Annotated in this window: 17 protein-coding genes; 10 read left to right on the forward strand and 7 right to left on the reverse strand. The window is 52.2% G+C overall.

The genetic code is table 11. From position 1 onward, the window contains the following. Positions 1–255 precede the first annotated feature (255 nt). Positions 256–1,113 (reverse strand): GNAT family N-acetyltransferase, encoded by an 858-nt coding sequence (locus KOR42_RS20295; RefSeq protein WP_146511668.1) that lies wholly within the window; start codon positions 1,111–1,113, stop codon positions 256–258. A 506-nt stretch (positions 1,114–1,619) separates the two neighbouring features. Between KOR42_RS20295 and KOR42_RS27450 the strand changes: the two genes are divergently transcribed. The 6 genes from KOR42_RS27450 (at position 1,620) to KOR42_RS20320 (ending at position 7,429) form a co-directional block, all read left to right on the forward strand. Further along, a complete protein-coding gene (locus KOR42_RS27450) occupies positions 1,620–2,030 on the forward strand; it encodes a PAS domain-containing protein (protein ID WP_231741028.1) in 411 nt (136 codons plus the stop codon). Beyond that, on the forward strand, positions 2,027–2,797 hold the full coding sequence (locus tag KOR42_RS20300; RefSeq protein ID WP_231741029.1) for a sensor histidine kinase: 771 nt from the start codon (positions 2,027–2,029) through the stop codon (positions 2,795–2,797). The genes KOR42_RS27450 and KOR42_RS20300 overlap by 4 nt, the downstream gene beginning before the upstream one ends. Before the next feature lie 147 nt (positions 2,798–2,944). After that, complete coding sequence (locus tag KOR42_RS20305; protein ID WP_146511669.1) at positions 2,945–4,417, forward strand: sigma-54-dependent transcriptional regulator; 1,473 nt, start codon at positions 2,945–2,947, stop codon at positions 4,415–4,417. 189 nt (positions 4,418–4,606) lie between these two features. Continuing rightward, a complete protein-coding gene (locus KOR42_RS20310) occupies positions 4,607–4,876 on the forward strand; it encodes a hypothetical protein (protein ID WP_146511670.1) in 270 nt (89 codons plus the stop codon). A gap of 643 nt (positions 4,877–5,519) precedes the next feature. Beyond that, positions 5,520–5,951: a hypothetical protein gene (locus tag KOR42_RS20315; RefSeq protein WP_146511671.1), complete on the forward strand. Its 432-nt coding sequence runs from the start codon at positions 5,520–5,522 to the stop codon at positions 5,949–5,951. Positions 5,952–6,679: 728 nt separating this feature from the next. Then, positions 6,680–7,429, forward strand: coding sequence for a lipase family protein (locus KOR42_RS20320; protein WP_231741030.1), 750 nt, complete (start codon positions 6,680–6,682; stop codon positions 7,427–7,429). Positions 7,430–7,506: 77 nt separating this feature from the next. Here the strand turns inward: KOR42_RS20320 and KOR42_RS20325 are convergent, their stop codons facing one another. Together KOR42_RS20325 and larB are read right to left on the reverse strand one after the other, a co-directional pair. Further along, positions 7,507–8,523 (reverse strand): tetratricopeptide repeat protein, encoded by a 1,017-nt coding sequence (locus KOR42_RS20325; protein WP_146511673.1) that lies wholly within the window; start codon positions 8,521–8,523, stop codon positions 7,507–7,509. 251 nt (positions 8,524–8,774) lie between these two features. Continuing rightward, positions 8,775–9,563, reverse strand: coding sequence for a nickel pincer cofactor biosynthesis protein LarB (larB, locus tag KOR42_RS20330; protein WP_146511674.1), 789 nt, complete (start codon positions 9,561–9,563; stop codon positions 8,775–8,777). Between the two features lie 295 nt (positions 9,564–9,858). On the opposite strand from larB, the gene KOR42_RS20335 reads away from it, so the two are divergent. Next, a complete protein-coding gene (locus KOR42_RS20335) occupies positions 9,859–10,281 on the forward strand; it encodes an acyl-CoA thioesterase (protein WP_146511675.1) in 423 nt (140 codons plus the stop codon). A 76-nt stretch (positions 10,282–10,357) separates the two neighbouring features. On the opposite strand, the gene KOR42_RS20340 is transcribed toward KOR42_RS20335, so the two are convergent. After that, the gene (locus KOR42_RS20340) at positions 10,358–11,224 is read right to left on the reverse strand and encodes an LpxI family protein (protein WP_231741031.1); all 867 of its coding nucleotides are present in this window, start codon (positions 11,222–11,224) and stop codon (positions 10,358–10,360) included. A 78-nt stretch (positions 11,225–11,302) separates the two neighbouring features. After that, complete coding sequence (gene lpxD, locus KOR42_RS20345) at positions 11,303–12,394, reverse strand: UDP-3-O-(3-hydroxymyristoyl)glucosamine N-acyltransferase (RefSeq protein ID WP_146511677.1); 1,092 nt, start codon at positions 12,392–12,394, stop codon at positions 11,303–11,305. A 337-nt stretch (positions 12,395–12,731) separates the two neighbouring features. On the opposite strand from lpxD, the gene KOR42_RS20350 reads away from it, so the two are divergent. Then, positions 12,732–14,009, forward strand: a complete 1,278-nt coding sequence (locus KOR42_RS20350) for a hypothetical protein (RefSeq protein WP_146511678.1) — start codon at positions 12,732–12,734, stop codon at positions 14,007–14,009. Between the two features lie 100 nt (positions 14,010–14,109). On the opposite strand, the gene KOR42_RS20355 is transcribed toward KOR42_RS20350, so the two are convergent. Then, complete coding sequence (locus tag KOR42_RS20355) at positions 14,110–15,123, reverse strand: DUF1207 domain-containing protein (protein WP_146511679.1); 1,014 nt, start codon at positions 15,121–15,123, stop codon at positions 14,110–14,112. 378 nt (positions 15,124–15,501) lie between these two features. Then, the gene (locus KOR42_RS20360; protein ID WP_197441391.1) at positions 15,502–16,431 is read right to left on the reverse strand and encodes a sugar phosphate isomerase/epimerase family protein; all 930 of its coding nucleotides are present in this window, start codon (positions 16,429–16,431) and stop codon (positions 15,502–15,504) included. A gap of 276 nt (positions 16,432–16,707) precedes the next feature. On the opposite strand from KOR42_RS20360, the gene KOR42_RS20365 reads away from it, so the two are divergent. Together KOR42_RS20365 and KOR42_RS20370 are read left to right on the forward strand one after the other, a co-directional pair. After that, positions 16,708–18,096 (forward strand): vWA domain-containing protein, encoded by a 1,389-nt coding sequence (locus KOR42_RS20365; RefSeq protein WP_146511681.1) that lies wholly within the window; start codon positions 16,708–16,710, stop codon positions 18,094–18,096. 154 nt (positions 18,097–18,250) lie between these two features. Continuing rightward, a complete protein-coding gene (locus KOR42_RS20370) occupies positions 18,251–19,876 on the forward strand; it encodes a sensor histidine kinase (protein ID WP_231741032.1) in 1,626 nt (541 codons plus the stop codon). The last annotated feature ends 82 nt before the right edge of the window (positions 19,877–19,958 follow it).

Raw genomic sequence — 19,958 nt, forward strand, 5'->3', positions numbered from 1 at the left:
GTTGAATTCCTGACGCCACCAACCATGCATATACGAACTCGGCAACGAGTTCACCAGAACAACAGTCCGGTGATCCCACGATCACCGGGCTGTTTTCGTTTGCGCACTCTCTCTTTTCCGGCGACTCTCTTCTCTTCTGTCTTCTTCTCCGGGCTCAATCTACTCCCGCACCGATCACGCTCTTCGAAAGTTCGTATGAACGAATGGATTACCGCATTCAATGAACGGTCGATCGATCCATACCTGGAAAGTGGACTAACCGACTTCGAGAGTGGTGACGCCGAAGATTTTGTGATGGGCCAGTTCAGGGGGCGGACCAAGGTACATGCGTGTGCAGCCGAACACCTCGGACATTCCATGAGAATGGCAAAGTTGAACGGCGTCGGGATTATTGTCCGGCACATCGAGAAACACAGGTTGCCCTTGGCTTTGTTGAAGAAGTGCCACGAAGAGTCTGTCAGCAGTCGATAGATCTTCGGCGAAGAGGGGACCGATCTTCCATCCGGAGCGGCATTTTCGCATCACCGCGAATCCCTCAAGTTTTTCGCTCTCCATCGATGCGATGGAAATCGCCTGCGGCTGCTCGATCCAGTCTTTCAGAAATAGATGACGATCCCCGGGAAAGCACTGTGCGTCAAAAGCTTTAACGAGTTGGAAATCGACTTGGCGGAGCGGAACAAGATTTGGGGCGGTCCCGTTGATTCGGCTTGGGCCAGAAGTTGTGAATCGACGATGACGGGTGAACGGCACAAAGCCTCCCTGTTCATAAAAACCGACCATGGCATCAACGCCGTCTAATCCAATGGTCGCATTGTCATCGAGGCGTTCCAAAAGTTGGTCGCGCCGCGCGTACCAGAGTTTCCGGCCATGTTGTTTTCCGCGATGTTTCGGCGTAACGACAAACAGTCCCATGAACCCGAAATGAGAATTATGCCGAACAATTGCCCCGCCTCCGCTTAGCTCTCCATCGATATCGAGGGCAAGATACCCATTTGGATCGAGATTCCAGAACATCTCTGAATCATGAATTCCGGGATTCCAACCTTCCTCCTCAGCCCAGTTGATCAAGAGGTCAAGTTCCGCGCGGTTCATGGATCGAATTCGCTCAGTCATCTTGTCTCTTCTGTCTGGGAAATCGGCGTCGAGCCAAACGTTTTCTTTGTCACCATAAATTGCGTCGCTGGAATTAGTCTATCATTCATTCGAGTCATCGCTGTGGATGTCCGCTGCTTTGAAATCCCTTTTCGTGTTGTTGGTTCGTGGGGCGTCTTCAGAAAGTCGTGTTTCGGGGTCGGAAATTTTGTGCTGATGATTGATTTTTTCCTCTGCTTGCAGCGAAGGTGAACGGAGATCTTCGACGATGCGGTTTCACCGATCATGGTGTCAGAAATGATTGGCGGAGAGTCAGCGTATGGGAAACTCGTTTCCGTTTGAGCATGAGTTTCCATTTTGAAGTGATTTGCGAGAGTTCACGTGTGCAAATGCAAAATTCATCAAATGGGCCGATTTCCGGCGAGTGTGGAAATACCAGCGAAGTGGTGTGAAACCTGCTTGTGAAATGGTTTCGCGACGGACTCGTCGATTCAGAAACAGCCAGGATAAGTTCCAGAAGACTGAAGATGCCCTATTCATCATTTCGAGATCGTTCGTTGAACGATGTTTATTTTCGAGCCGTTGCCAACTTTACCTATGACTGGGAAAGCTGGCACGACCCCGATGGAAAACTCGTTTGGGTGAACGATGCCGTCAAGCGGATGACGGGCTTCACGCCCAGCGAATGCCTTCAGATGGAAGATTATCCGCTTCCAATTGTGGTTGATGACGATCGTTCAAAAGTCGAAGAAATGTTGCGGGCTGCCGTGGCAGGGGAGTCTCGAAATGATGTCGAGTTTCGGATTCGTACAGCTGGGGGAGAGGTCCGGTGGATGGCTGTTTCGTGGCAGCCGATGCATGCCGACGATGGACAGGACCTCGGCTTTCGAACAAGCGTTCGAAATATCACGGAGCGGCAAATCTTCGAGAACAGTTGAGGCTCTATGCGGAGCATCTGGAACAGCTGGTCGAAGAACGGACTGCTCGGATCGCGACGTTGGAGAAACACCGGCAGCAGATGGAGAAGCTGGCTGCCCTTGGAGAACTCGCTGCCGGAGTCGCCCACGAAGTGAACAATCCGCTCGCCGGAATTCGGAATGCGTTTGCGCTCTTTCGCTCCAGCATTGATCCCGAACACGAGCACTTCGATCTTCTGGATATGGTCGATCGGGAAATCGAACGCATCAGTTCGATTGTCCATCAGATGTATCAGCTGTATCGCCGGAATCCGCAACAGCCGGTGGACTTCTCTCTCGCGAATACGATCCGGGATGTGCTTTGTTTGCTTGAACCGGTAGCTGGTCGTCGGAAAGTGGACCTGAATGTCAGCCCGCCCAATGTCACAGAAATACTGCGTCTTCCGGAAGGAGAAGTGAAGCAGGTCTTGATCAATCTGGTGAGGAATGCGATTCAAGCATCCCCTGTGAATTCGGTCGTGACGATCGTGGTCTCTTCAGATCCGGAATCGGTTGAAATCCGGGTGATTGATCACGGAAGCGGGATCGACGAAAAGGTGCTGCCTCACATTTTTGAACCCTTCTTCACGACAAAAGGGGAGTTGAAAGAAGGGATGGGGTTAGGACTCGCTGTCTCAAGAACTCTCGTGGAAACGATGGGAGGCACATTGGATGTGGAAACAGAAATCGGAAAAGGAAGCACGTTTCGAGTTGTCCTTCCGACAGTCACAGCCGAGGATCTCTCGTGAGGAATCTCAGATTCGATGGTGCGAACTGAGGGCCCTTTGATTCGTCGGCATGATGAGAGGTAGGGTGAGGTCCGGTGCTGGCTTTTAGCTGTTCGAGTGAGCGGCTTAAGTTTCGATTCCTGCACATGCGAAAGCGAAGTGTGGTTTATGGCTGCTTCAGACGAGTACAAGAAGACCGAGAGAATTCTCATCGCTGATGATGAACCGCTGTTTCTTCGGACGACTGGAGAACTGCTGCGAAAATCGGGGTTCGAATGTGTATGTGTGCCTGATGCGAAGTCAGCCATGGCCGAGTTGGAGACGGGGGATTTCGATCTTGTTCTCTCCGATTTGAACATGCCCGGAAATTTGAAGTTGGAGCTGCTCAGAAAGCACAGTGACCTTCAGCCAGAAATTCCACTCATTGTGATCACTGGCGTTCCGACCTTGCCGTCGGCGATTGAGAGCGTTCGGCTCGGAATCGCCGATTATCTGGTGAAGCCTGTGAAGTTTGAGGACCTTCTGAACAGCGTGAAGAAGGCCCTGGCCAACAGTCGGCGGACTCAAACCAGAAGCTCAAGAGGTCGGGCAAAGACGGCAGAGAAGTCGAATCGCATTATCGGTGAGTGTTCGCAGCTGCGCGAACTTCTCGAGATTATCAATCGTATTGCGACGACCGATGCGAATGTTCTCATCACTGGTGAAAGCGGAACGGGGAAAGAGGTCATCGCGCGAGAAATTCATGATCGCAGCCATCGGAGCGGGGGTAAGTTTCAGGTGATTGACTGCACTTCCGTTCTCGAAGCACTCTTCGAATCGATGTTGTTCGGGCACAAGAAGGGGGCTTTCACCGGCGCGGTCAGCGATGCTGAAGGGCTGTTGAAACAGTGCGATGGGGGGACTGCTTTCTTCGACGAACTCGGAGAACTGCCAGCCCCGTTGCAGGCAAAACTTTTGCGAGCGGTGCAGGAGCAAACGTTTACTCCGGTGGGAAGTCATACGCCTGTGACAGTGAATACCCGTTTCGTCTGTGCGACAAATCGCGATCTCGAACTTGAGGTTGCTTCCGGAAGATTTCGACGCGATTTGTATTACCGGTTGGGAGTCATTCACCTTGAGTTGCCACCGCTTCGTGATCGAGGCGACGACGTTTTGCTATTGGCCAATCACTTTCTCGAAGAGCTCCGTCCCGAAGATTCGTCTCCGCTTCGAATGACTGAAGAATCACAAAATGCGCTGATGACGTATTCATGGCCCGGAAATATTCGCGAACTGCGGAATGTGATGGATCGTGCCATCGCGCTTTGTACCACTGAAGAAGTCACTCTCGCTGATCTTCCCGAACGACTTCGCAGCCAGGAGCAAACTGAGTCTGTGGTTCTCAATGCTGAGCAGGGGCCAGAAGCTTCGATCGTTCCCGTTGAATCCGAAAGCGAATCGGCAGAAGTTCCCACACGCGAAGAAGCGATCGAACAGGCAGAGTATCAGTATCTTGTCGGACTTCTCAAAGCATGTTCCGGGAACGTTTCCGAAGCAGCGCGTCAGGCGAATTTGTCTCGTCAGGGATTGCACAAGCTCCTCAACAAGCACAATCTTCGAGCTGCTGAGTTTCGGAATCGCGTCGAGAAAAAACAGGATTGATCGCAGACTGTCGCGTACAGTTGACAGTTGAGGGCAATTTTCCCGCTTGGAGTCAGTTTTGCGTTACCGTCTGAGAGTGTTCAAGTCCTCACTCTTTCTCTTGAGGAGTGTCGACCTGATTATTCTGGACGCGAACAGCGATTGCGTTGGATAACTCAACCCCGTTCGCACAACTCAAGGAGCTGAATCATGATTGCGAGAATGGTTCCGAAAGTTGGCAGGGACAATACACCACTGAAGACGGCGGTGTGGCCGCATGGACGTCATACGGACTTCGATCATCTATCGAGTGTTTCGCGAGAAGACTACCGTCGCAAGAGGCATCGAAGTTACGGTGAATCGTGCGACAGCGAAAACCGGAAGATCTTCCGGATGGTTGTCTGGTTTATCGTAGTGACTGTTCTTCCGGCAGTGTTGGGGGTCGTCGCAGCGATGGCCTATCCTCGCTGGTTGAACTAAAGCAAGGTGCTCTTGCCTGTGCACTCGCTTGCGCTGTTTCATCAGATCAAAAGCTGAGTTTGCTCGTGCGAGCGAGTGCCAAACAAACCAGAAAACTCTCTAAACGGTTCTCTTATCATTCCTTTGAAATTACTCGGCCTCGGTGTCTTCAATGACCCCGGATCTGCGCTGAGGAATCTGCCACGAGGATTTCGAACAGTGCTTGAAATCCTTTGTTTTACGACGGTGTCGCCAATCGTTGTCACAAGTTTGTCTCTGGTTGGCGACACTGTCGATGCAGGCTGACAGCTGATCGCGGCTTTCTTCTTCTTGTTGGTGTGGCATTTTACATCGTACGGATGAGAAACATCATTTCCATTTTTGCTCGTCGAGAGAAGGGCGTCTGTCGCGCAATCTAAGTTCAAATGAGAAAAGAAGTTTTTCGCTTTGGTCAATTCCGTCGGAATTTTTGAACTCGAATCCGGTCCCGACTGGAGCGCTGCTGGCACGCAGTTCGCAAACTCTGGTTCTTCAGATCATCGCCGTCCAGACGAATGTTCGGGCTGGATGGAACACAAAACTTCCGGCGTATTGTCCTCAGGCGTTGTCGCCCGCAGCCTGACACGTTGATGATCAGTCCGGAAAATTAAGAGAGGATTGTTCAATGAACCGTTTCACTATGTTGACTCTATCTGCGTTGATGTTGGCTCTGTTCGTCGCTGCTGATATTGCTGAAGCTCAGGGACGAACACGATCTATCGCGGAACGTCGTCAGCGACCGGGACATGGTTTCTGGCAGCGATCATCGATCCCCGGCCAGACCACCACTCGTTCCAGTCGAACAGTGACTCAGCCGCAACAGATGATTGCCCCCAGTCGTAACTTCTTCTGGAATCGAAACTATGTCATCACCCCAAATCAGAACGTGAGAACTCGAACGATTGTGACGCAGCCGGTGAAGAGTCAACCTGTTGTCACACAGCCTAAAGCGACGTCTCCTCAAGTTCAGAAAGAAGTCCCGCAGCCGAAACAGTCGATGGTTTCAAATGAGCAAACCAAACAAAAAGAGGGAGAGCCGGAAACCATCATTGACTAGAGCAAGTTGCACTCGCCTGTGCACTCGCTTGAACTTTTTCATCGGGTAAAAGGCTGAGTTTGCTCGTGTGAGTGAGTGCACACCAAAACGGAAAATGCGCTGATCTCGTTCACTGCCACACTCAGGTGAGTGATTGATGGTGACGTATGTCGAGAGTCGGTAACCATTCAGGATTGACCAAATCGCAACACGTTGCGAGTGGTCAGTAACAATTCGAATTCAGTCAGTCGTTTTATCTATCCTGCAACTCTTCCGTTCTGCGAAAAGAAAGGAGGACCACTCATCTCACAACTCGATTGAATGCCAAGTGTTGATCCTAGAGAAAGCCTCGCCGTGCCATCCCGGTGAGGCTTTCGCAGTTTCCGGGAGGATTCGAGGCTTCATCATCGAGCTTCGTTGGCAACTCTGCTCTGAGTCAATCACCTGCGCCGCTTGGGCTTCGATGACCGACGAACTTGCGGTTCGCGGTCACTGAATGGGAAGACTGATTGGGAATTACGGGCCTTTTCTGTTTGCAATCGGCTGATTTTTCTCAGTTTTTTCATCAGTGTTTCTCCGTACGAATGATGGACATCTGTCATCGGAGGGGTACGATCAGCACTTGATCAATTGAAGTTTTCCCTGGATGACCTGTCCATTGATGAAATGGGGTGGAGATGAGTTCGTCGGAGCCGGATTATCACTTTCGATCGGCGCCGTTGACTGGGCCACTTATGGATCGCTCTGAATTGCAGCGTTCTTTGGTCCTGGGTGAACTGGCCTATATCGCGTATCTGGACGAAGACAGCGCTCAATCAACAGTGCGTCCTCTTCAGCTTCTGGAAACCTTGTTCGTCGAAGAGGATGGAGCACAGGCATACGTCTTCAAAACCGAATGGGACTGCATCGTCGCCTGTCGGGGAACGGAACCGACCGAGTGGAATGATTTGAAGGCGGATGTGAACGCGACAATGGCTGTTGCAGGGACAGTCGGCCGGGTGCATCGCGGTTTCAAGCAGGAGGTCGACGACCTTTGGCCGCAACTCTTCAAAGAACTCGAAGCAAACCGCAAGACGTTATGGTTCACCGGGCACTCGCTGGGCGGAGCGATGGCCACGATTTGCGCGGGACGATGCTATCAAGCGAAATTAGATCCTGTTCCAACCGAGTTGCATACGTTCGGAAGTCCACGAGTTGGGAACAAACGCTTTGTCAATTCGGTCCCGATCACTCACTACCGTTGGGTCAACAACAACGATCTGGTCACGCGTGTGCCGCCCATGTGGCTTGGGTATCGGCATACCGGAAAGCTGATGTATATCGACTCGAATGGGCAATACGGCCGCGTGTCCAAAGCCCAGTATGCTCAAGACTGCTGGAACGGGTTCTGGGCAGGATTGAAGAAAGGGGAGTTCGATCTCCTCGCGGATCATTCCATGACCTGCTATCTGGATGGAATCGAAACCGGAATCCGAGCCGAGGATGACCATTCGCGATAAGTGCTCGCTGCGTTTGCTCGCGTGAATTGCTGAACTCGCACGGGCGAAGAAGTGCTGTTCACACGGGCAAAGAAGCTCTAGTCGCTGGCGTTCCCGAGGAGAGTGCGAGCTTCTTGGGCGGCTGGCGAATCGGGAAATTCGGCGATCAGTTTTTCCAACCATTCTTTCGCCAATTCGGGATGTTCCCGGATGACTTTCCGAGTCAATTTGAGCTTGTTCTCTGCACGACGATCGGACTCGGCCTTCGCGGCTTTGGCTGCTTCCGCCTCTTTGATTTGCTGCTGCATTCTCTCTTCTTCTTTGGCAGCCGCTAACTTCTCGGCGGCCAGATCGGCCAAATCGTCGTCCGGGTGCCATCGGCGATAAACACCAAGGACCTCAACGTCGACCGATTTGGGAAAACGATCGAATGAAGCAAGTGTGAAGCCTTCGCCTTTGGGAGTCACTTCGGTTTGACCGGGTGGAATACCCGGTGTCCCCAGTTTTGCGACGTATGGGCGATGTTCCTGAATTTCGATTGACTGTCCATTCGCGTCCCGAAAGGTGTATCGAACGTCAATCGCTCGAATGGAATGTTCGCCGACATTCTTCCACGAATGACGGACCTGAACGGAGTCGCGACTGGTGAACGAGTTGTAAGCAGTCGTCAGAAGAGTATCGACCACTTCGACGGACGAGACCGGCAGCAAGTGTTCCTTATCGATTGATGGATTTTCGGAGCCCTCGGATTTTGTGGGATTCTCAACGACTTCTGTAGCGGCCAATGTCTTTGGAGAATCTTTGACAGCCGGTGGAGTTGAAGCTGGAATGGAATTGAATCCTGCAGCCCCAAGCGTCAGGCTTCCAGCCATTGTCTCGGTGGATTCGTTGGTCGTGTCGTTGACGTCAGTGTTTTCGTTGACGATCTCAGAAGTTGATTCGCTGAGAACGTTGTCGGTCTGTTCGTTGAGCAGCGGAGTGCCCGACTGAGATTCCGCCCTCGAGGTGTCAATTGTACGAGGACCGTTGTCTTCTTTCTCGATATTCACCGCGACGACAAAAATGACCCCGAAGACAATTGTGAATGCGTATAAGACCACCTTCCACAGTTCCATCGATCTCTTCCCAACAGTGGCAACTCACAGAGCCCAGTCCCGACAACTTCTCGAAGTGTCCTCGCAACGTTTGAATCGAATCTCGAATCGGACCATTCATCCGATTCAAAACATTCGCGAGGCAGCTTCAAGTTAGAAGTTAGTCGCTGAGTGGAATTGATTCAATAAGAAACTTTGATTTGAAGCCCGACGCATGTTGCCAAATCAGGACAAAACAGACTCACCGATTCGAACAGTTACCTTGAGAACCGTTAGTCTGACGATGCGCGATGGCAATTCGAAGCAATCAGCCCAGCGACGAAGCCCCCTTTGAATCCTGCGTCGATGTTGACCACTGTGACGTTCGAAGCGCAGCTGTTCAGCATGGACAGCAGTGCCGCGACGCCTGAGAAAGATGCTCCGTATCCGACACTTGTGGGGACAGCGACAACAGGGCAGCTTAGCCATCCCGCGACCATCGACGGGAGTGCCCCTTCCATCCCTGCGACGACGACGACAGCATCGCAATCAGCAAGTTCATCTTTGACTGCCAGAAAACGCTGAGGACCGGCGACACCGACATCAATGAATAGATCGTTTTGAATGTTCATCCAGGTGAGCGTTTCGATCGCTTCGAGTGCCACTGGACGATCGGATGTTCCAGCGGTCACGACGGCGACTCTGCCTGTCTGTTCAAAGTGTCGCTGAATTCGGACTGTTCGGGCTGCGGGATGATGAATGGCTTCCGGAAATTCCGAAAGAATTGCCTCTGCCTGTTCCGTCTCGCAACGTGTCGCGAGGCAATTCTGGTCGGCAGCTTGCAGCATTCGGAATGCACTGACGATTTGCTCGTTCGTCTTCCCGGGAGCATAGACAACTTCCGGGAAACCGCTACGAGTTTGTCGACCGACATCGAGACGTACTTCAGCGTCGGAGTCTATGGAAGTGGTCGTCGAGGATTGTTGTGCCAATTGCCGGGCGGCAGCGTCAATCGACTGTTCACCTGCAAGAAGGGATTCCAGAAGTTGGCGGATTTCAGATTCGTTGCGACCAGAATTCATGCGAAGTCGTACACATTTCAACAGGTGGATTCGTGTTTTGTGACAGCCTGTCTAAACTATCAACTTACGGAGGACGTGACGACCAACCGGGTTCGCAAACGACTCTGTTTTTGACGACTCTGTTTTTACTGTGAAGCCGCCTCAACCCGCACTGCAATCCTCTCAATGATCGAGTGAATCGGCTACGCTTGTCTTCAATGAATTGAAGAGAACCGAAATTCAGAATTTAGAACACTGTCCCGAGTCAGAGAACGTGTCAACAATCGCGTTTGGGACGCCAATCGAAAGAACGCTGATGGCGGAATTTATTGCACGCAGGCGAGTGGAATTCGCCAATACCGATATGGCCGGAATTGTTCATTTCTCCAACTTCTATCGATGGATGGAAGAGGCGGAGCATGAATATTTTCGGTCGCTCGGGCTGACGATCATGCAGAAACGTCCAGATGGTAGCTACATCGGCTGGCCGCGTGTTTCCGCGTCGTGCCACTTCGAAGCTCCAGCATTTCATGAGGATGAACTGGAGATCCGATTGCGCGTTGAGAGAATCGGATATAAGTCGCTAACGTTCTACGCAGAGTTCTTTCGAGGCGACAAGCGTCTCGCTCATGGAAGAATGAAGACCGCCTGCTGCATTTGCGGAATCGAAGGAACGCTCGAGTCGATTCGTATTCCGGACGAATATCGAACCGTGATTGTGGAAACACCAGCGAGTTGAATCGTCGTCGATTCGTCAGTTCGCTCGCGTTGGTCAAGCGAATAGACAGATTGGGTGCGTTGGTCAGACGCGTCGATCAGGCGGCGGCACGCAGTCGAAGTTCTTCACCTTTGACCGAAACGATGGCGATTCCGAGCTTGTTCGCGAGGCTCAGGACTTCCTTTTCATCAAGGAGAATCGTCATCCCGGATTCGATTGCGAGAATGCGTGCGCCAGACTCTCGCATCGTTTGAATAGTTTGCAGACCGATCGTCGGAACATCGAATCGAAGATCCTGATTCGGCTTGGCGACTTTGACGACCGTCATTCCTCCGCGACGGCAAAGTGATCCGGCTCGTCGGATGCACTCGTCCGTTCCCTCGATGGCTTCGACGGCAATGACGGCTGTGTCGTTCACGACCACAGTCTGGCCGATGTCGAGATCTCCCATCCGCTTGGCGAGTTCCCAACCGAAGTGAATGTCCTTCCACTGGGAAGCAGACGGATGACGTTGAGTAAGAAATCCATGTTTCACAAGAATCTCCGGGCAAAAATCCAACGCGGACCGAAAGTGAATGCCGTCCCGCTCAAATTCCCGAATCACCGCCAATAACAGGGTGTCATCCTTTTTATTGGTACAGTGACGAAGCCACATGTTAATTGTTCGCAAGTCCGGCCAGAGTCGCCACAGTCGGAACGGGTCGAATAAAACCCGCTTCTCAACTTTTCCTGCCATCACTGCGTTTTCGACTTTGCGGCGATGGAAGTAGCGAATCGCGTTGCCGATGCGAGCCAGAGGAGCTGTCCGGAAGTCATCGCAAACCTCTGCGAGTTCTTCGGAGACCATGCCTTCGATTCCCATGCACTGCACGGAGTAGCCCTGTTCCTGAGCGGCTTGGGCAAAGTGCACAGGAAAACGGCCCCAACCGGCCAGAAGGCCGATCCGGTGTTGCTGTGTTGGCATGGGTAGGATGCGTGCTCGGTGCGAGTCCGACATTGGATCCGACATTGGAATTGAAAGGTTCTGAAAGTTGAGGTGAGTTCAAGCAGCCGATCGTTGAGAGCTCTGATCGGACTGAGATGAATCTGCCAACTGCGCCTTGAGTTCGGCGAGTTGTTCAGAAAGCTGTTTGACTTGGTCGCGAAGTTCGGGAAGTTTCTGAATCGAGAAGTGATTTCGAATACAGTCTTTCTCATTGATGGCAGGGATTCCGTGGAACGTTCCGCCAGCTGGCATGTCCCAGATGACTCCCGACTTCCCGCCGAATTTTGTTCCCGGTCCGATATTCACATGATCTGCGACGCCGACCTGTCCACCCATTTGGACATAGTCGCCGGTTGTGCAGGAACCTGCCAATCCGACTTGCGAAGCAAACGCGTTGTGTTTTCCGATCTGGCAGTTGTGTGCAATCATCACCTGATTGTCGAGCTTGGTTCCTTCGCCAATCACGGTGGAATGAATCATCCCGCGATCGATCGTCGTGCAGGCTCCGATTTCGACATCGTTCTGAACAATGACCGATCCGGTATGTGGAATCCGAACGAAAGCTCCGTTGACGAAGCGGTATCCAAATCCGTCAGCCCCAATCACGGCATTGGCGTGAACGATCACGCGGTCATGGATTTCGACATCGTGATAAATCACCGCATTCGCGTGAATGACGCAGTCGTCGCCGATGGTCACATTGTCCGCGATGACAGCTCCCGGGCCGATTTCACAGCGGTCACCCAATCGGACGTTCTTGCCGATCCAGGCGTTCGGGTAGATGTCACAGTCCTCTCCGACAACTGCTGACTCGTCGATCTGAGCGTTCGAAGAAATGCCGCAACGGGTCCGCGGAGCTTGCGGGCGGAAATGCAGCATCGCCTCGATGAAGGCTTGTTGGGGCTGGTCGACGAGAATCAGAGCGCATTTTGAACCGCGTCGTTGAAACTCTTCAGAGAGTTTCGCAGTGGTGATCATCGCACCAGCTGCACTGTTCAGCGCATGCCGAAGTTGTTTTCTGGAATCAAGATAGGAGACGTTGTCAGAACCTGCAGTTTCCAGCGAGGCAACGTCTGAAATGAGAATCTCTCCGTTTCCGAGAACTTCTCCCGAAACGTGTTGTGCGAGTGCATCGATTGTGATCGGCATCGGCGGCGTCCCTGCTGCGACCTTCGATCGGTCTGTTTTTCTGGCGTCTTGCCGACGGTCTTCTAGTCCAATCTCGCAATTACAGCAAGACGGGTTTTGGGGCGATTCGGGAAACAGCCACTCATTGGTGAAGGCGGGTAGGCTGGATTGCAGATTGTCTGCGGAGAAGCCATTGGTTTTCTTGTTGGAACGCGAAGAATTTCAGTTGTGGAAGATTCTTCAATTTCGTTTCAACAAACTGGACCATTGAAACGTATCAACAGTGTTCGATCGAAACACGCTGAGTTCGTTCCATTCACCTGCTCATTTCTCAGAGCGTTGGGCATGCTCTTCTGGCATGTCGAAGCGGAAGGGGTTTGCGATGATGATTTCGACGATTGTTTTTCTCACCATATTGACTGCTGGCTTCGCACTGATGTACTGGATGTCGCCGACTGGATTCTTGGCGAAGGCTTATCCAATTGTCCTGACAGTGTTTGCGTTCTTTCTGGGGGCGATTTTGTTGTTCTTCCATGGAATCGCTTTGATTCTCGTCGGTTGGGCCGGTCGATCGTGGCGTTTCAACCCGCTGGTCGTTTGCGTTTTCGCGTTTGCATCGCTTGTCGGTATCGTCAGTGTCGTCGGTTGGGGATACTCGATGTCAGCGTCCGCTCGGGCGGAAGTCCGCGAGATGCGTGATGCTTATCCGTTTGAGTCTCTCGCTGACCGACTTCCCGATCCGGCGAAGTTGAACGCTCTGCCTGAGTCGAATCTGGCTCCTCAGGTCGTCGTGCGTCTGAGTAAGAAAGACGACATGTACCGAGGGTCAAGAGCGTCGACTCTGAAACGACTTCACAGTGAGTATTACGAAGACTTCGTCACGGCTGCGGGGTTTGGTCCCGTGCGGATGGTTCGAATTCAACCGAGAATGGTAGAACTTCCCGAGCCGAAACCGATTCCGCAATCGAAGCTGCATTGTCCGAAAGCGATCGAAGAATCGAAGAACTCATCGTCCGACGGTTGGTCTTACAGTGGTGAAAGAGAATTCCAGGCGTATCTTCAGACTGTCACTGATCCTCGCATGAAAATTCACGAAACGTCGGAGTCTGAATTCCTGCGGCCCAACACGTTCGGATATGTTCAGGATCACGAGCACGTCGCAGGTTTTCAGTCGCATGCGTTCGCACGTGTTCCCGTTGTTGACGAAGAAACTCCGGAACTGGCGGAGTGGCGACTGGAACGAATTGAACTGGTCGGATTATTGCGGAACGATGAGCCCGTCGTTTACTTGTCCGAGTCGCTGCCGAATCTCGAAGAACTCGACACATTCGAGACTCGCCCTGTTGATGGATGGGAAGCGGACGCTCTCTCTCAACTTGTTGACTCAACGGACTTAGTGGTTCGGGAACAACCGCAAGAGATTCGAATGATCGGCTCGCTTCGGGCATCGAACAACTGTCTGATGTGTCACGATGTCAGACGCGGCCAGGTTCTCGGAGCACTCGCTTACACGCTGACACGAAGTGCTGAGAGTGAATCCGCTTCCGATCTCCACGAAGAGACGAGTCCAGATAGCGGGGAATCCGAGATTCGCGACATCTTTTCGGACACCTTGAACGAAAGCGAGATGTTCTGAAGCACTTTTCGGATTGATCTGCATCCTACTCGCACAAGCAAACACAGCTTTTAAATAAGTGAGACCGCGCAAGCGAGTGCACTGGAGAAAGCAACTTGCTTTAAAAGTCGTACCAGAGTCCCCATCCAATTTGGGATTCATGCTGGTCGTAGAACGAAAACTGAGAGCTGCCGCCGTCGTAGTAATACAAGCCGGAGCGAAGGATTCCCGAAGCTTTCGAGAATCCGCGCCATGCCCAACCGAGTTGCATCGCGACGTTTCCGCCATAGTTGAGTTCTTCGCGAAGATGAACGTTCAGCGCAGCGAAGGGAGCCCCATAAATTCGAGTCGCTTGAGCCGGTCCGTAGTCGAAGCCGAATTGAAACTCGAGCGGCTCGGAAACATCGACGTTAAACCCGTAGCCGATTTCTCCGTAAAGTCGCAATTCCGGAATGGGGTAATACGAATAGCCAAAGTTAAAGACATCACGCAGAAAGTTGTATCTCTCGAGGGTCTGGTTGGTAACAAGATACTCGTCCCCGCGATGAGAGCTGACGTGATAAAATCCTAACTTAAACGCATGCGGACCGTTTCGGTATGTCAGCGGAAGATCATACCGATAATCGGTCGCCTGCATGTCGAGATGGCTTTCGGGATCCTGTCGGAGATTGACTCCTGCGAGGAGATCAAACTGCCAACCTTCAAGCCGGTTTCGAGAGCCGAAACGGACGAATCCCACCCGGCCTGCAATCGAAGAATCGAGGAGCGATCCCAGCGTTTCCTCTTCGATCACTTTCACCGAAAGTCGCGGTTCTGCCGAGCTGGCCCAATAGGTCGTGTACAGAAATCCCTGCGGCAAAAAAGTCCAGCACCAGTCACTCTGATCACAATGAGTGAGAAACGGACTGAAGAGTGACTCTTCATTTGTCGTCGCACCGAACGACTCGACCGGAGGCAGCACAAGCGGGGGAAGGCAGTCGTCTTCGGCACTGGCTGGCTGAATTCGAATACACAGCCACAACAGCCCACAACACACAAGAATGAGGGTTTTGAGGCCGTTTTCTCGTGACGTTGCAGGTGACTTGATGCGATTCTTTGACTCTTGATCAGTCATTGCCGGGATGAAAGAGTTCATTGATTGAACACGAAATCGAGGAGACGAGCGTTTCCGAGTGTAAGTTGCTCTTTCCGGTACACTCGCTTGAACTTCTTCATCAGGCAACAGGTTGAGTTTGCTCGTGCGAGTGATCGCAAACCAAAACAGAAAATGTTCTAGCGCATCTTACTCGTCGTGCCGTTTGGGAGTCGAACAGAAATCCGGTTCGCAGGCTCGCATCGGAAGGAAGTTGGCTGTTCCTGCCGATCAAGGATCGCAGTCTTCATGCAGCGTGAATATCTGCGAGTTAAGAGTTGTCATTCTTACAAAACGGACCTTGTCCCGGCGCTGGTCAGACTCGTCTCAGTCGGGCTCTTCACAAAAGGAGAATGCGATCATCAGAGTAGCTGGCAGACCTCACTGTTTCGAGAAGAGTTCATCGAGACCGTCGAGGTTTTGCTGAAGAGATTCTCGTGCGTCGAGTTCGGACCGGTGGTCGAGGACTCCGATCGGGCCATCGTATCCGCTCTCCAGAATTGCCTGGATCATCTTACGTTCGTGTTTTCCCGAGCCGATGGGAAGGATTTTATTCTCAAGCCCGTTCACGTCTTCGCTGTCTGCCATGCCGTTCAGGTTCAGGCAAAACAGATACGGAAGCATTGCGTTGAGAGCGTCGGCGAAGTCATCGATGTGTTCATGCCCATGATGGAAGTTGTAGACGATGCCGACGGAGTCATTCTGGGTTTCAGCTCTCAGGGACTTGCAGACAGCCACGAGATTCTCAGGTTCTCCGCCCCATCCCCCATGATTGTAGAGTCCCAACCGTCCGCCGATCGCTTCAGCTTTGCGGACTAATGGAAGCAGTTGCTGAGTGGCAGCTGCGACACGCTCAGCCTGGGTTTCCCCATTTGGGCTGGGATTGGTGATCCAGAACTGCGGGGCAATGTTCTTTTCTGAGGCGAGCTGGGCGAAGTCGTCATGCCAACTCCAGAATGCGAAGAATTCAAGTTGCCGTTTCTTGTATTCTTCGATCTCTGCGGCGAATTCCGAGACATGTTGTTGTCGCCAGTCGTAGGCAATTTTGCTCATCCCGAGATCGGCGATCATCTGAGCGCGCTCTGCCGGGCCGCGTTGGCTGGCATCGAACGGGACGATGCACCATGCCACCAATTCGTCGACCTGAAAATTCTGCGGGCGTTCGGAAAAGGGTTTGGATTCTTCCGCGATAACAAACTTGTTTGGCAATCCAATGACAGCGAGGGCAATCATTGACAGGCCGACAATCGACAGCGTCAGTGAGAATGGTGTGGCTGCTGCTGGCGTCTTTTGCAACAAGTTCTGAGGCATCTCGTTGACTTTCATGGTTGGGGCAGGGGATGTTTCAGGAAGGATCGATTGGCTGCGAGTTTAGCAGTTTTCATTGAAATTGAGACGAACGAGGTCGAAATCGTCCGGTCAATTGTTGATCGATTTCCGATTTATCTCTGTTTCGACTTTGATTGCTTACAAAACTCTTACATCATTTTGACGAGTCGCTGACCACTTGTCTTGGGCTTCGGCGTCTAATCCTTCATCACGGAAACCCTCACACTTCCTATTTCGCGTCACAGAAGGATTTGAATCATGTTCAACACAACGCACGTGGCACTTGGCTGGGGAATGCTTGTTGTCCTGGCGACCGGTTCCAGACTTTTGGCCGAGCAGGTCGAACTCGATGTTGCTTCCGCTTACGGAGTCTTGAAGTCCGAAACGAAACAGACGACCTGGCTTCGCGTGGGGCTGACCGGATTCGAAATGGAATCGGACAAGGAGCGTGCCCCGGTTAATGTTGCGATCGTCCTGGACAAATCGGGATCGATGAACGGGGAAAAGATTGAGCGAGCCAAAGCTGCGGCTCAAGACGCAATCGATCGTCTGGGCAGGAACGATATCGTTTCGGTCATCACGTACGACACGACCGTCAATGTTCTTGTTCCTGCTACGAAGCTGACAGACAAGGAATCGATCAAGCGAGCAATTTCGAAGATTCGCTCCAATGGCGGAACCGCGTTGTTCGCCGGCGTCAGTAAAGGGGCAGCGGAGGTTCGCAAGTTCCTCAGCGAAGAACGCGTGAATCGGATCATCCTGCTCTCGGACGGTCTCGCCAATGAAGGACCAAGTTCGCCGTCAGAACTCGGGTCGCTTGGAGGATCTTTGAAGAAGGAAGGAATCTCGGTCTCCACTCTCGGGCTCGGTCTCGACTACAACGAAGATTTGATGGCGAAGCTTGCTTCGCGGAGTGGCGGGAACCACTTCTTCATCGAGCGTGCTACCGAACTTGCCGACGTGTTCAATCAGGAATTTCAGGACGTCACCTCAGTCGTTGCCCAGAATGTGCGGCTGAAAGTGACCATGCCCGAGGGAATCCGCCCGGTGCGGGTTTTGGGGAACGAGTCAGAAATCAGCGGACAAACGATTTTCGTCGACCTCGTGCAGATTTACAGTCATCAGGACAAGCACATTGTTATTGAAGTCGAAGTTCCTCAAGCAGAATCCGGAACTCGCCAGCGGCTTGCTAAAGTCTCCGCGACGTATCTCAATATGCAATCTCATGAAACAGACAAGCTCAGCGGAGCAGTGGCTGTTGAATTCAGCGGAGATGTTGAAAAGGTCGACGCTTCAATCAATCGAAAAGTGATGGAAGATGTTGTCGCCTTTGTGTCGAACGAACAAAACAAACTCGCCACCGATTTCCTCGATGCCGGCGACCTCGTGCGATGTGCGGAAACACTCGAGCAGAACAATCTGTATCTGAAAGCCAATGCGGACCTTTTTGGCAGTGAACGCCTCATCGAACTTCAGAATATCAATGGTTTTCAGCTTAGAGCAGTCCAGCAGCGAGACCTGGTACGGGCTCGAAAAGATATGCGTTACTTGCAGAACTCGATCGATCTCAATTCAATCGACGTCAACTCTCAACTTCAAGTTCCTGTCGATTCGGCTCCCGCGCAACCAGTACCCGTGAAAAAGTAGACAAGACTTGTTGCCGAAAGTTGATGAACTTCGGATCACTGAGAAGTCGGAAGCACCGAACAGAAAAGTTGTTCGGTGTTTCTTTTTTCTGAACATCGTTTCCACCTAAAATCGACTTGTGACACGATCTCCCAAAACTTTATTGATCCTGCTCGTGACCCTTCCGCTTCTGCTGTTGGGCTGGGCGGGCTTGCAGCTTCTGAATCTGGAAGATCGTCAGGTCGAAGAAAATATCCGGGGGTTGTTAACCGACCGATTGACTGAAACAAAGAGAATTCTCGCTGCAGAGATGCAGTCAAAAGCGAGCGAGATGGAACAGCTCACTTCCATTGACTCGTATGATGTTGACTCGCTCCGCGAAATTGTCCGGAACGATCCACGGCTCTTCCAACTCTTCGTGATCGATCCAAACGACTTTCTGGTTTATCCGGATCCCCGGTCGCAGTTGAATAAGACCGAACGTGAATTTCTGCTGAATGCTTCTTCGCTCATCAATGACCGACTGCTACAGAAGTCAGCTTTGGAAACTCAGTCCGATCCTCCGGACGCCAAACAAGAAGAGAAAACAACCAGCCTGAATCTATTAACTCTGGGAGCGTCTCCGGGTAAGTTCGTTCAGGCTGAAGAGAAGCAACCTCCGACTGCGGGACGTTGGTTTGTCTGGTACTGGGGACCGGGATTCCATTTGATTTACTGGCAGCGTCGGCCGAATGGGTATCTCGTCGGAGCAGCGCTTGACCGTTCGAAATGGATCTCTGACCTGATCGCGGAGTTGCCCGATACAAGTGCTGCGGAGCAGAGTCCGAAGGCCGCTCCCTCGCAGTCACAAATCGTCGAGTCCGGATCGAAGGTGATTTACAAATGGGGAGGCTTTCGTCCGACGAAAGGAACTGCCCCTTCCGCGGAACTTCAGCTTCCGGCTCCGTTGACGGCCTGGGAACTTCAGACGTTCGTCCCGGCCGGCTATCTGACATCCGGAAAGAATGGAGTCTACGTTCTGATCTCTGGACTCGTGTTGAGCACTCTCGCTCTGTCCGGTCTCGCATTTCTCATTGATCGCGAATATGGACGAGAAGCTCGGCAGGCAGAGCAGCGCGTCAGCTTCGTGAATCAAGTCTCGCATGAATTGAGAACACCACTTACGAACATTCGCATGTATGCGGAATTGCTGGAACGGGATCTTGAGAACGTTGACACGCCATCACCGGATTCTGTTCGCAGGCTCAATGTCATTCTAAACGAATCACATCGCCTGAGCCGCTTGATTGGGAATGTATTGACCTTCGCTCGGCAGGATAAGCAGTCACTCAGAGTTTGCCCGAGGATGATTGTTCCGGACGACACCGTCCTGGAAGTGGTCGAGCGGTTTCGTCCGGTCCTCGATCGAATGGGAATTGAAACCGTTCTGGCTCTCAATGCGAAGCAATCGATGGCCATTGATCCGGATCTGCTGGAACAAATTCTCGAGAACTTGATTAGCAACGTCGAAAAATATGCCTCCAACGGCCAGTGGATGCGGATCGAAACGGGTGTACTCGATGAGCGTCTCTTCAGGTTGGTCGTTTCCGATCGGGGGCCGGGACTTCCCGACAATGGGGCGAGCCGCGTATTCGAACCGTTCTGGCGAGGGACCGATGAAATCTCACAAGCAGCCGGTACGGGAATCGGATTGACGATCGTCCGCAGCCTCGCGCGGCTCCACGGAGGTGATGCAACGATCGGCAACTCCGATGCGGGGGCCAGTTTTATTGTGGAGCTTCGTGAAGCGACCGAAGTTTGAAGGGATGAAATGGTGAAAACACAGCCGATTTCGAGATTGTCCAAGTGAGTGCACAAGGAAGAGCAACTTGCTCGTAGGGGGC

Source organism: Thalassoglobus neptunius (assembly GCF_007859735.1).
GTDB classification, from domain to species: domain Bacteria; phylum Planctomycetota; class Planctomycetia; order Planctomycetales; family Planctomycetaceae; genus Thalassoglobus; species Thalassoglobus neptunius.